We start from the raw sequence: 12,656 nt of genomic DNA, 5'->3' as shown, positions 1-12,656 counted from the left end.
CACGCCTACCCCAGCGCCGCCACCTTGTCGCGGTACCCCCTCACCGGGGCCGCGTCGCGGTAGGGCTCCAGGCGGCGTTCGAAGTCGCGGACGTACTCCACGGCTCGTACGGACCGCATCTCGGCGGCCTGGCCCGCGGCTTCCGCGCCCAACTGGCAGGCCTGGTCCAGTTCGCCGAGGCCCAGGCGGGCGGAGGCGAGGACGACGCGGCAGAAGAGGCGGCTGCGGGCGTAGGCGGGCGCCCTCAACTGCAGGGATCGTTCGGCGTGCTGCGCGGCGGCCCGGTACTGCTGGAGGTCGCGGTGGCTGTGGCCGAACTCGTCGGCGAGCTGGGCCTCGTCGAAGAACCGTGCCCAGTAGGGGACTTCGTCCCCGGAACGGGCCGTCTCCAGGGCGCGCTCGGCCCGTACCAGGGCGGCCGTGGAGGCCCGTACCTCTCCGAGGACGGCGTGCCCGCGCGCCTCGACGGCGTGCAACAGCGACTGCACGACCGGCGGCACGGCCGACCCGACGCCCTGCTGGGCGACGCGCGCGAGCTGCACGGCCTCCCGCCCGTGCCCCAGGTAGACCGCCTGCCGGCTCATCGTGACGAGGACGTACGCCCCGTACGCCCGGTCCCCCGCCGCCTGCGCCAGCCGCAGCGCCTGCACGAAGTACCGCTGGGCGAGCCCGTGCGCGCCGATGTCGTACGAGGTCCAGCCGGCCAGCCGGGTCAGGTCGGCTGCGGCGGCGAAGAGCCGTCGGCCGATCTGTTCGCCGTAGGCGCCGCGCAGCATGGGCTCGGCCTCGTGCTCCAGGTAGCGCACGAGGGCCTGGCGGGCGTGGCCGCCGCCGTAGGCGTCGTCGAGGGCGCGGAAGAGTTCGCCGACCGAACGGAGGGCGGCGATGTCCCCGCCGGTGACCTTCTGGCCGGGGCCCCGCTCGGTCTGGCTGCGCTGCCGGGGGACGGCCGGGCGGCCCTGCGGGGGGACCCGGGTGGCGCCCGGATCACCCCGGCCCACGCGGTCGTCGGGCCGGCCGATCAGCCAGTCCCGGCTGGGGACGACCAGTCCCGCCGGGGTGAAAGCGATCTTGCGGAGCTCGGCGTGGCTGCCGGAGTCCTTGCGCCACAGGCCGCCGACGATGTCGATGGCCTCCTCGGGTGTCGCGGCGAACTCCAGGCCCGCGTAGACGGGGGCGCAGGCGTCCAGGCCGAGGTCCTGGGCGGTGAGCCTGCGGCCGAGGCGGCGGGTGAACACCTCGGCGATGAGTGCGGGCGTCGTCCCGCGGGGCTGCTGACCGCGCAGCCAGCGGGTGACGGACGTCTTGTCGTATCTGAGGTCGAGGCCGTGTTCGAGACCGAGCTGGTCCACTCGGCGCGCTAGTCCCGCGTTGGAGAACCCCGCTTCTGCGATGAGGGCGGCGAGCTGGCGGTTGGGGGTGCGCTGCGCGGGTCGTTCCGTCATCTGCGGTGCGGTCTCCTGCCTTCCGGGTGTCGGCGGGGTTTCCCGGATTGCCTGGTGAGAAGCCTTTGCGGCCTTGTGAACGGCGCGAATGTAGCGGAGAGTAAGCGTCTGATCGCACACTTCCGCACCCATTCATCCGATCGTGTGAGGATTCGCCGCACGGCTGACGGGGGTGGCCTCCGACACGCGCCGGCGGGGCCCCTCGTACGCCCGGCGGCCGGGGCGTACGACGGACGCGGGCCCACACCGGCGCGCCCGGTACGACGCTCTCCGGGCTTCAGGGCGAACGGCGGTGCGGACGCGGGCCGGCGGCGGGGCCGGGCGCCGGGGCCGGAGACCGCTCGAACACCGCCGGGTCGTACGGTCGTACAGTGGCTTGGGCGCGGCACGCGCCTGACAGGGCTATCGCGGTGCCGCCGCCCGGCAGTACCGCCGAGGGAGGCGCTTGCCGTGAGTGGGTTGCGGTTCGTCCGCATGGGGTTCGGCACGGAGGCCGTCGAGTACCAGGAGGCGTGGGACGAGCAGCGCCGGGTGCACGCCGCGCGCTTCGCCGACGAGATCCCCGACACCGTGCTGCTCCTGGAGCACCCGCCGGTCTACACGGCCGGCCGGCGCACGGCCGACAACGAGCGCCCCCTCGACGGCACGCCCGTGATCGACGTCGACCGCGGCGGCAAGATCACCTGGCACGGCCCGGGCCAGCTGGTGGGCTACCCGATCCAGAAGCTCCCCCGCCCGGTGGACGTGGTGGCCCATGTACGGCGTCTGGAAGAGGCCCTGATCCGTACGTGTGCGGAGTTCGGGGTGGAGACCACCCGGGTCGAGGGCCGCAGTGGTGTGTGGGTGCTCGGCGATCCGGTCGAACAGCGGCTGGGCGGGCTCTCGCTGGACCTCGACCCCCGGATGACGGACGACGAGTTCGACCCCCGGATGAACGGGCCGGAGTACGCGCCCTCCAACGCCGGGCAGCGACGCGAGGACCGCAAGGTCGGCGCGATCGGCATCCGCGTGGCCAAGGGCGTCACCATGCACGGCTTCTCGCTCAACGTGAACCCGGACAACAAGTGGTTCGACCGGATCATCCCGTGCGGGATCCGTGACGCGGGGGTCGCGTCCCTGGCGGGCGAACTGGGTCGGGACGTCACGATCGCCGAGGTGTTGCCGGTGGCCGAACGCCACCTCCGGGACATCCTGGAGAACGCGGACCTGAAGCCGCGGGAGGTTGAGCGGTCGTCGGCGTAGTCCGCGTCAGAGCTCGGCGAGTCGGGTGCGTCGGCGGGTGCGGGTGGGTGGGGGCTGCTCGCGCAGCCGAAGAACGCACAGGGAATGCGCCCCGACTCCGCAGGGTTGCCCACCCCGGAAACCGAGAACCGTACGGGCGTACCCTGGTGGACGCCGAAGAATCGAAGCACAGGGAGCCGATGTGTCCGCAGTCGCACCGGACGGACGCAAGATGCTGCGCCTGGAGGTCCGGAACAGCCAGACCCCCATCGAGCGCAAGCCCGAGTGGATCAAGACCCGGGCGAAAATGGGCCCCGAGTACACGAAGATGCAGAGCCTCGTGAAGAGCGAGGGTCTGCACACGGTCTGCCAGGAGGCGGGCTGCCCCAACATCTACGAGTGCTGGGAGGACCGCGAGGCGACGTTCCTCATCGGCGGCGACCAGTGCACCCGGCGCTGCGACTTCTGCCAGATCGACACCGGCAAGCCCGAGGCTCTCGACCGCGACGAGCCCCGCCGCGTCGGCGAGTCCGTGGTCACGATGGACCTGAACTACGCCACCATCACCGGCGTCGCCCGCGACGACCTGGAGGACGGCGGCGCCTGGCTGTACGCCGAGACGGTCCGCCAGATCCACCAGCAGACCGCCGAGCGCGCGGACGGCCGGACCAAGGTCGAGCTGCTGGCGCCCGACTTCAACGCCGTGCCGGAGCTGCTGGAGGAGGTCTTCGCCTCCCGCCCCGAGGTCTTCGCGCACAACGTCGAGACGGTCCCGAGGATCTTCAAGCGCATCCGCCCCGGCTTCCGCTACGAGCGCTCGCTCAAGGTCATCACCGAGGCGCGCGACTACGGTCTGGTCACGAAGTCGAACCTGATCCTCGGCATGGGCGAGACCCGCGAGGAGGTCAGCGAGGCGCTCAAGCAGCTGCACGACGCCGGCTGCGAGCTCGTCACCATCACCCAGTACCTGCGTCCGAGCGTCCGCCACCACCCCGTGGAGCGCTGGGTCAAGCCGCAGGAGTTCGTAGAGCTGAAGCAGGAGGCCGACGAGATCGGCTTCTCCGGCGTGATGTCCGGCCCGCTGGTCCGCTCCTCGTACCGCGCCGGCCGTCTCTACCAGATGGCCGTCGAGCAGCGTCATTCAGCTGCTCCGCAGCGGGGTGGCGCGTACGTCGCCTCGCAGGCCGTATGACCCCCTGCGGAGCCTTCCGCCAAATGGCACGGAGTGCCATCAGCTCGTGTGAATCCGAGCACAAGTAGCTACTGGCCGGTAATGGCCGATTGGGCGCGGTTCTGACCGTCCTCGCAGATGAGGGCGCTGTCAGGACCGCGTCGGGGTTTAAGGGCCCCGCATCAAGGCTTCATTGGTGTTTGACCGGTCGGTCACGCCCTGGTAACACCAATCAGTGACCCTGGTTTCACACCCGGTACAGGGTCCTAGCCAGACACCCATCCCGAGGGGGACCTCATCATGCAGGCCGCGCCCGTTCGCGCCACAGCGATCCCGTCGTTCACCGATGCACTCCGTGCCGTCGAGTCGCTGCTCATGAGCAGCGGACAGCGCACCGCCCGTCGCAACGCCTGGACCTCCGTCCTGGAGGACCGCCGCCGCGCCAAGGACCGTGTCGAGGCCGAGCGCGTCCTCGAACGGGCCGTCGCCTCGCGCACGTCGTAACCACAGTCACTCAGCAGGACCCCGGCTCGCGCACGACCACCGCTCGCGCACGACCACCGCTCGCGCGCGACCACCGTTCACGCTCGACCACCGTTCACGCTCGACCGCCGCTCTCCGCCGGCACCGCCGCCGCCCGGCGCCGCTTCCCCAGCGCAGCCGCCGGTCTCCGGTCCCCACCGGCACCGCCGTCGTCCTCGCTTCCCCGGACACGTAGACTTCGTGCCATGGCGAGGAAGGAAACCGCAGCGGACGCTGCGAACCCCGGGCGACTCAAGCAGATCGCTCTGACATACAAGATGACCCGCAGGGCCGACAAGAAGATCGGTCTTGTACTCGCGGCTGTCGGAATCGTCACCTTCGGTGTCTTCCTCGCGATCGGTTTCTTGATCGGTCACCCCATCTATCTCGGCATCCTGGGCCTCCTGCTCGCCTTCCTCGCGACGGCGATCGTCTTCGGACGGCGGGCCGAGCGGGCCGCGTTCGGGCAGATGGAGGGCCAGCCGGGCGCCGCCGCGGCGGTGCTGGACAACGTGGGGCGTGGCTGGACCACGACTCCCGCGGTGGCGATGAACCGCAGCCAGGACGTGGTGCACCGGGCCGTCGGCAAGGCCGGCATCGTCCTGGTGGCCGAGGGCAACCCGAACCGTGTGAAGAGCCTGCTGGCCGCCGAGAAGCGGAAGATGGCCCGCATCGTCGCGGACGTGCCGGTGCACGACCTGGTCGTGGGCACCGGTGAGGGCCAGACCGAGCTGAAGAAGCTCCGCACGACGATGCTCAAGCTGCCGCGCGTGCTCTCCGGCCCCCAGGTGACCGCCACCAACGACCGGCTCCGCGCGATGGGCGACCTGATGAGCAACATGCCGCTTCCCAAGGGCCCGATGCCCAAGGGCATGCGCATGCCGAAGGGCGGCCCGAAGGCCCGCTGATCTCCCTACTCGTACGACGATGGGGGCGCCCGGATCACACCGGGCGCCCCCATCGTCGTACGGCCGTCATCGCGGTACGGCCGGCATCGTCGTACGACGTCAGATGCGGACCTCCACCGTGCGTGCCAGCCGGTCGTGCAGGCCACGGCCGTCGCGGTCCCAGACCAGGGCCGGGATGGCGAGGCAGAGCAGCACCGTGCGGACCAGGGCGCGCCAGGGATTGACCGTGCCGGTGTCCTGGGCGACGACGCGGAGGCCGAAGAGGCGCTTACCCGGCGTGAAGCCGACCGTGCCCAGGGTGAGGGCGTGGAGCAGGAAGAAGATGAGCAGGGCCCAGTTGCTGGTGGCCTGGTCGTAGCCGTCGGTGATCAAACCGTATGCGATCAAGAGGCACAGGCCCCAGTCGACGGCCAGGGCTCCGAGGCGTCGGCCGGGGCGGGCGATCGAACCCGGCCCCTCCTCCGGCAGACCGAGCTGCTCTCCCCTGTACCCGAAGTCGACTCCGGCGTCTTCCGCGGCCGCGCGGGGGCCGGAGAGCCACGATCCGATTGCTTGCCTCTTGTCCACCCGACCACGGTACTGCGACCGTTCTGCCATACGGACAGGTGGGGTGCGGGGCGGGATGTCCGGTTAACTTGTGCGAAACAAATGGGTCACGTACGAGAAATCACCCGTCCCTAGTGTCGACGACAGCGTGTGCCACCGCACTGGCAGCACGAACGAACTACCACCCCGGCAGGAGACGTCGGGAGTAGGAGGAGCTGGATGTTCCAGAACGCCGACGAGGCCAAGAAGTACATCGCGGACGAGGACGTCAAGTTCGTCGACGTCCGCTTCTGCGACCTGCCGGGTGTGATGCAGCACTTCACGATCCCGGCCACGGCCTTCGACCCGGCCGAGGAGCTCGCGTTCGACGGCTCCTCGATCCGCGGCTTCCAGGCCATCCACGAGTCCGACATGGCGCTCCGCGCCGACCTGTCCACCGCGCGCGTCGACCCCTTCCGCCGCGACAAGACGGTCAACATCAACTTTTTCATCCACGACCCGATCACGGGCGAGCAGTACTCCCGTGACCCGCGGAACGTGGCGAAGAAGGCCGAGGCGTACCTCGCGTCCACCGGTATCGCCGACACCGCGTACTTCGGCCCCGAGGCCGAGTTCTACGTCTTCGACAGCGTGCGCTTCAAGACCTCGGAGAACGAGTCCTTCTACCACATCGACTCCGAGGCGGGCGCCTGGAACACCGGTGCGCTGGAGGACAACCGCGGTTACAAGGTCCGCTACAAGGGCGGTTACTTCCCGACCCCGCCGGTCGACCACTTCGCCGACCTGCGTGCCGAGATCTCCCTGGAGCTGGCCAAGTCCGGCCTCCAGGTCGAGCGCCAGCACCACGAGGTGGGCACCGCCGGCCAGGCCGAGATCAACTACAAGTTCAACACGCTGCTCGCCGCGGCCGACGACCTCCAGCTCTTCAAGTACATCGTGAAGAACGTGGCCTGGCGCAACGGCAAGACCGCGACGTTCATGCCGAAGCCGATCTTCGGTGACAACGGCTCGGGCATGCACGTGCACCAGTCGCTGTGGTCGGGCGGCTCCCCGCTCTTCTACGACGAGGCCGGTTACGCGGGCCTGTCGGACACCGCCCGCTACTACATCGGCGGCATCCTCAAGCATGCCCCGTCGCTGCTGGCCTTCACCAACCCGACGGTGAACTCGTACCACCGTCTGGTCCCGGGCTTCGAGGCCCCGGTGAACCTGGTCTACTCGCAGCGCAACCGCTCCGCGGCCATGCGTATCCCGATCACGGGTTCGAACCCGAAGGCCAAGCGCGTCGAGTTCCGCGCGCCCGACTCCTCCGGCAACCCGTACCTCGCCTTCTCGGCCCTGCTGCTCGCGGGCCTCGACGGCATCAAGAACAAGATCGAGCCGGCCGAGCCGATCGACAAGGACCTCTACGAGCTCGCCCCCGAGGAGCACGCGGGCGTCCCGCAGGTCCCGACCTCCCTCCCGGCCGTCCTCGACTCCCTCGAGCGCGACCACGAGTTCCTGCTCCAGGGCGACGTCTTCACGCCGGACCTGATCGAGACGTGGATCGACTACAAGCGCACCAACGAGATCGCCCCGCTGCAGCTGCGTCCCCACCCGCACGAGTTCGAGCTGTACTTCGACGTGTGATCGAGCCGCACGCCCTGCCTGAGGTCCCGACCGGCCGCTGAGCAGTTCCACGGCGCCCCCGTTCCCGTTTCTCGGGACGGGGGCGCCGTCGTATGGTTCTGGCACGGCTGTTCGAGAGAGACGACGGGGAGACACGGGGATGCCCGAACAGGACGACGACGAGCGCGAGTTCGACATCAAGTGGGCGGACAACGCCGAGTTGAAGGAGCCCTCCGCACGGGCCCGGATGCTGGCGGCCCGCTGGAAGGAGAACCCGCCCGCGCCCCAGCCCTTCCGCGCCGCCCCCGACCGAGGCGCACCGCGCCGGTCGTCCTGGGTGTCGACGGTGATCGTGTTCGGCTGTGTGGCGGGGCTGATCGCGCTGATCGGCTACATCAACTACCGGTCCTCGTACTGAGGCCGGGCATGCGCGAAGACCTCCGGGGCGGCGGCGAGGCCGCACTGCGGCTCGCGCGGGGCGGGGCGCTGCGGGAATCGGTCGACGTCACCGCTCCCGGTGCCTGGCTCGACCTGGACGCGGGCACGCGCTGCTGGACCGGCCGGGATCTGCTGCCGACGCGGGACGAGGTGGAGGGGCGGCGCGCCTGGCTCGGCGGCGTCCTCCCGCGCCGGGTGGAACCGACCGAGGCCCGGCTCGCGCTCGCCCTGTGCCACCACGACGGCCGGGTGCGTGAGGCGGCGCTGCGGCCGGCCATGGCGCACCCGGATCTGTTGCCCCTGGTCGTCGTCCGGGCCGCCGACTGGGCCGGGCCGGTGCGGGAGCGTGCCCGCGCCCTGCTGCGCGAGGTGCTCGACGTCCCCGCGGCCGTCGCCCTGGCCCCACTGATCCTGCTCGTCGGCCGCCGCGACCGGGGCGCCTTCGCCGCCGGGCTGCTCACCGAGGTGCTCCGCCGGGCTCCGCTGGACCGGCTCACGCCGTTGTTCACGGCCCCGGACCCCGCCGTCCGCCGCTTCGCCCACCGGCTGGCGATCGAGGAAGGGCTCCTCTCCCCCGCCGGGCTCGCCCGCGCCGCCGCCCGGGACGATGACGCCGTCGTCCAGGACCTGTGCGCGGAGGCGGCGCTGGCCGCCGTACCGGAGGAGTCGTACGACGACGTGCTCGACCCCCTCCTGGCCGCCCGCAACCCCCGCGCCCGTTCCGCCGGGGTCACCGCGCTGCGGCGGGCCGGGCGGCCGGAGCGGGCGGTGGCGTTCCTGGGCGACCGGTCCGCGCTGGTACGGGCCTGTGCGCGGTATGTCGTACGGCGGTACGGGACCGATCCGGCGCCGCTGTACCGGGCCTGGTGCGAGGCGGCCGACGATCCGGCGCTGCGGCCGGGGCACGTCATCGGGCTCGCCGAGTGCGGGGAGCGGGCGGACGTCGGGCTGCTGTGGCCGCTGCTGGCCCATCCGGCGCCGGGGGTACGGGCCCGTGCCGTGGCGGCCCTGCGGCTGCTGGACGTGTCCGACGTACGGCGGCTGCGGCCCCTGCTCGACGATCCCGAGCCCGGGGTCGTCCGCGAGGCGACCGTCGCGCTGCTGCCGTCGGCGGAGCGGCTGCCCGAGGAGTGGCTGACGGAACGGCTGGGGGCCGAGCGGCCACGGCACACACGGGTCGCCGCGTTCCGGTTGCTGGACGCCCGCGGTGGGGTCGTACGGCTGCGGGCGGCCGCGGCGCTGCTGGACGACCCGGACGGCAGGCTGCGGACCTGGGCCGGGCAGGCCGTGCAGGGGTGGCATCCGTCGGCGGAGGTTCGCCGCGGTGACCCGGAAGTGGGCGAGTTGCTCGATCGTGGCCGCCACCTGTTCAGCGACCACGTGCTGCGGCTGCGGAAGCGGGAGGCCGGGCTCGACGCCTGAGTCAGGAATCCCCGGGCGCACAATGGAAGCGGGACGAGTGGCTGCCTGAGTGCGGGGTGGTACGGATGTCTGAACGTTTCCGGAGTGATCCCCGGCTGACCGCGCGGATGACGGTCACGGTGTTTCTGCTCGGGTTGCTGTACGTGGTGTTCGTGGCCGTGCTGATCGCGCTGCTGAAGTCCTGGGTGCTGGTCGTGGTTATCGCGGCGGTGCTGCTGGGGGCGCAGTACTGGTTCTCCGACCGGGTCGCCCTGTACGCGATGCGCGGGCGGATCGTGGAGCCGGAGGAGTATCCGCTGCTGCACGGGGTCGTGGACCGGCTGTGCGCGGTCGCGGACGTGCCGAAGCCGCGGGTGGCGGTGGCGGACATGGAGATGCCGAACGCGTTCGCGACCGGGCGGAACGCCGATCACGCGGTGGTGTGCGTGACGACGGGACTGCTCCGGCGGCTGGAGCCGGACGAGCTGGAGGGTGTGCTCGCGCACGAGCTGTCGCACGTGGCGCACCGCGATGTCGCCGTGATGACGGTCGCCTCGTTCCTGGGCGTGATCGCCGGACTCGTCGTACGGTTCGCTTTCTACTCGCACATGTTCGGCGGGCGGCGGGACCAGAACACCGCCATCGTGTTCAGTGTGATCATGGGCGTCTCCGCCGCCGTGTACGTGCTGAGCTTCCTGCTGATCCGGGTGCTGTCCCGGTATCGCGAGCTGGCCGCCGACCGGTCGGGCGCCCTGCTCACCGGACGGCCCTCGGTGCTCGCCTCCGCCCTCACCAAGGTCACCGGGGACATCGCGCGGATCCCGACCCGGGACCTGCGGACCTCGCAGGCCTTCAACGCCTTCTACTTCACGCCCGCGCTCGGCGGGCACCCGCATCTGGCCCGCTTCTTCGCCACCCATCCGCCACTGGAGCAGCGGCTCGACCAACTGGCCCGTATCTCGGCTGAGTTGGGCGGTGCCTCCGCGCCGGGTTCCGGGGGATCCGAGGGAGCTGCGGAATCCGGGGGAGCCGGGGAATCCCGGGGGTCCGGGAAGGCGGGTTGAGCGGGCATGGGACTTCTGGACATCATCCTCGGGCGTACGAAGCCGGTCGCACCCGACCTCGACCGCCTCTTCGCCCTGCCCTCGGCCGCCGTCACGCTGGAGGCCGCTCTCTCCCTCACGCCGACCGGCACGGGCGCGGTGTGCTTCGCGACCGTGGAGGGAGCGGCCTTCGACGACGTACGACGGGAGGTGCGGGCCCTACTCGACGCGGACGCGGGGCGCACCGGGCCGCCGGTCGGGATCGAGCGGGACGCGTACGGCTACTCGTGGCTGGTCTCCCGGCGGGAAGCGCAGGACCTGCCCGCCCTCGTGAGCGATCTGCACGCGGTCAACAGCGCCTTGGAGAGCGACGGGTTCGGGCCGCAGCTGCTGTGCTCGGTGGTGGGCTTCCGGGATGAGGGCGAGGGTACGCGGCTCGGGCTCGTCTATCTCTACAAGCGCGGGACGTTCTATCCGTTCGCGCCGCTGCCGGGTGCGGAGCGACGGCGGGACAACGCGCTGGAGCTGCGGGTGCGGGCGGTACTCGGGAACGATCTGCGGATCGAGCCGGAGCTCAGCCGATGGTTCCCGATCTGGGGTGCCCCGGGGTTGTGACGGGCCCCGGGGCACTCCTGTGACCACTGACCACTGGCCACTGACCACTGGCCACTGGCGATCACTTGCTGGTCACCACTGATCACAGTGGTCACTGTTTGTCGCTACTTGCCGCTCCTGTCGCGGTCCTGCCGACGGGTCCCGAGAGGCCGTTCGCGGCGGTAGCGGCGCTCCCATTTCGCCTGCTGGTCACGGCGATCGCGGTACGCGCGGTAGGAAGCGGGCTGGGCCGAGCCGCCGCCTGCCGGGGATCCCGACGAGGACGTCGCCGAGCCTCCCCCCGTGCGGCCGTAGCGGACGTACAGGTAGAGCAGGGCGACCGCGGCCAGCCAGAGGACTTGGTTGGAGAAACCCATGACGACCAGAACCGCGGTCGCCGAAAGGATCAAGGTGCCCATGACGGGACTCCTCGGGGCGTGGCGTGGTGGATGACTGTGCTGGATCTGAGACCGGATGCGTGTCTGTCCGACGGGGCGCTGGGGGGTGAGGGCGGCCGTCCGACGGTGCGTAGCAGAGTAGCCCCGGGGCCGGAAAGTGATACCCGTCCTGCGCGGGCCCGGTGCCCGGGTACTCCGCTGCGCGTATCCAGGATGCTCGTGGGACGGGTGCGCCAGCATCCCATTTATCGGCGATGCTGGCCGCATGGGATTCGACGATCAGGAGTGGGCGGCGACCCGGGCGTGGGTGGCCAAGCAGCTTCCGGCAGGCCGTGAGGTAAGGAACTGGGCTGATCTGCGCGGCGGTTGGACGTCCGTGATGCGCCGGCTTACGCTCGACGACGGGACGGGTCTCGTCCTGCGGTCGTTCGTGAAGCCGTTCTTCCGGCTGCACGCTCCCGGGCTGCTGAACCGTGAGGCCGCGATGCTCACCCTGCTCTCGGCGTACGACGGCATTCCCGCGCCACGGCTCCACGCCGTCGACCCGGCCGCCGAACTCGCCGACCACCCCTCGCTGTTGATGTCCCTGCTGCCGGGATCGGTGCGGGTGGAGGAGGGCGCCGGCCTGGAGGCTCGGCTGGACCTGCTCGCCGGGCAGCTCGCCCGCATCCACGCGGTCGTCCCCGAGGAACGGCCTCGTACGTACCAGGCCTGGACCTCGCCCGAGCGGGTCGGCACGCCCGGCGGTCCGCTGTGGGAGCGGGCCGTGGACGTGATCCGGCGGGAGGCGCCGGCGTACGAAGGGTGCTTCCTGCACCGGGACTTCCATCCGGGGAACGTCCTGTTCGCCGGCTCGGGTGAGGGGCTGCGGATCAGCGGGGTGGTGGACTGGGTGGAGACCTCGTGGGGGCCGGCGGACCTCGATGTCGCCCACTGCTCGACCGCGCTCGCGCTGCTGCACGGGGCGGAGTACGGCTTGGGGTTCCGTGAGCGGTACGAGGCGCGGGGCGGGCATCAACTGGCCGTGGATCAGCATCACTTGTACTGGCGGCTGCTGGACGCGCTCGCCTACGCGCCCGACGCGGAGAAGGTCGCGGTGCCCTGGCGGGAGTTGGGGCGGACGGATCTGACGCCGGAGGTGCTGGGGGCGCGGCTGGAGGCGTATGTGGGCGGCGTGTTGGAGCGGTACGCGTAGCCCCCGGCCCCCGCCCGGGGAAAGAGGGAGGCGGGACGTGCGCATGCCGGAGTACGGCGATCAGTGGCGTCCTGGAGGATGTGGTCGAGGACTCCGGGCTTCGACGGCACTCGGGACCTCAGGGGGCTTGGCGGGTCGACAGGCTCGGCAGGTCGCCAGGCTCGGC

Annotated in this window: 13 protein-coding genes; 10 read left to right on the top strand and 3 right to left on the bottom strand. The window is 71.1% G+C overall.

Going from position 1 to position 12,656, the window contains the following annotated elements:
- Positions 1 to 5 precede the first annotated feature (5 nt).
- Entirely contained in the window at positions 6 to 1,445 is a 1,440-nt protein-coding gene (locus ACWD26_RS03395; protein ID WP_451265728.1) for a regulator, read from the bottom strand.
- 450 nt (positions 1,446 to 1,895) lie between these two features.
- Between ACWD26_RS03395 and lipB the strand changes: the two genes are divergently transcribed.
- From lipB to ACWD26_RS03375, 4 genes are all read left to right on the top strand, one after another.
- A complete protein-coding gene (lipB, locus tag ACWD26_RS03390; RefSeq protein WP_451265726.1) occupies positions 1,896 to 2,687 on the top strand; it encodes a lipoyl(octanoyl) transferase LipB in 792 nt (263 codons plus the stop codon).
- 181 nt (positions 2,688 to 2,868) lie between these two features.
- A complete protein-coding gene (gene lipA, locus ACWD26_RS03385) occupies positions 2,869 to 3,858 on the top strand; it encodes a lipoyl synthase (RefSeq protein WP_451265724.1) in 990 nt (329 codons plus the stop codon).
- Positions 3,859 to 4,137: 279 nt separating this feature from the next.
- Positions 4,138 to 4,341, top strand: coding sequence for an SCO2195 family GlnR-regulated protein (locus tag ACWD26_RS03380; protein ID WP_451265722.1), 204 nt, complete (start codon positions 4,138 to 4,140; stop codon positions 4,339 to 4,341).
- A 224-nt stretch (positions 4,342 to 4,565) separates the two neighbouring features.
- Positions 4,566 to 5,267 (top strand): DUF4191 domain-containing protein, encoded by a 702-nt coding sequence (locus tag ACWD26_RS03375; protein ID WP_451265720.1) that lies wholly within the window; start codon positions 4,566 to 4,568, stop codon positions 5,265 to 5,267.
- Positions 5,268 to 5,366: 99 nt separating this feature from the next.
- Here ACWD26_RS03375 and ACWD26_RS03370 read toward each other — a convergent pair whose 3' ends face one another.
- Positions 5,367 to 5,834, bottom strand: coding sequence for an RDD family protein (locus tag ACWD26_RS03370; protein WP_451265718.1), 468 nt, complete (start codon positions 5,832 to 5,834; stop codon positions 5,367 to 5,369).
- Positions 5,835 to 6,032: 198 nt separating this feature from the next.
- Here ACWD26_RS03370 and glnA point away from each other — a divergent pair, with 198 nt between their 5' ends.
- From glnA to pspAB, 5 genes are all read left to right on the top strand, one after another.
- Positions 6,033 to 7,442, top strand: a complete 1,410-nt coding sequence (glnA, locus tag ACWD26_RS03365; protein WP_451265716.1) for a type I glutamate--ammonia ligase — start codon at positions 6,033 to 6,035, stop codon at positions 7,440 to 7,442.
- 139 nt (positions 7,443 to 7,581) lie between these two features.
- Positions 7,582 to 7,839, top strand: coding sequence for an SCO2583/SCO2584 N-terminal domain-containing protein (locus ACWD26_RS03360; protein ID WP_451265714.1), 258 nt, complete (start codon positions 7,582 to 7,584; stop codon positions 7,837 to 7,839).
- 8 nt (positions 7,840 to 7,847) lie between these two features.
- On the top strand, positions 7,848 to 9,281 hold the full coding sequence (locus ACWD26_RS03355) for a hypothetical protein (protein ID WP_451265712.1): 1,434 nt from the start codon (positions 7,848 to 7,850) through the stop codon (positions 9,279 to 9,281).
- A 65-nt stretch (positions 9,282 to 9,346) separates the two neighbouring features.
- Positions 9,347 to 10,324 carry a zinc metalloprotease HtpX gene (gene htpX / locus ACWD26_RS03350; RefSeq protein WP_451265710.1) on the top strand — a complete coding sequence of 326 codons (978 nt, stop codon included), beginning with the start codon at positions 9,347 to 9,349 and terminating at the stop codon, positions 10,322 to 10,324.
- A gap of 6 nt (positions 10,325 to 10,330) precedes the next feature.
- A complete protein-coding gene (gene pspAB, locus ACWD26_RS03345) occupies positions 10,331 to 10,918 on the top strand; it encodes a PspA-associated protein PspAB (protein ID WP_451265708.1) in 588 nt (195 codons plus the stop codon).
- Positions 10,919 to 11,022: 104 nt separating this feature from the next.
- Here the strand turns inward: pspAB and ACWD26_RS03340 are convergent, their stop codons facing one another.
- Entirely contained in the window at positions 11,023 to 11,316 is a 294-nt protein-coding gene (locus tag ACWD26_RS03340; protein ID WP_451265706.1) for a hypothetical protein, read from the bottom strand.
- Between the two features lie 244 nt (positions 11,317 to 11,560).
- Here ACWD26_RS03340 and ACWD26_RS03335 point away from each other — a divergent pair, with 244 nt between their 5' ends.
- Positions 11,561 to 12,490, top strand: coding sequence for a phosphotransferase family protein (locus tag ACWD26_RS03335; protein WP_451265704.1), 930 nt, complete (start codon positions 11,561 to 11,563; stop codon positions 12,488 to 12,490).
- Positions 12,491 to 12,656: the final 166 nt, after the last annotated feature.

This window comes from Streptomyces sp. NPDC002787 (genome assembly GCF_053592095.1).
The sequence above is the reverse complement of the archived record's forward strand: the minus strand, read 5'-3'. Positions and strand labels throughout refer to the sequence as shown.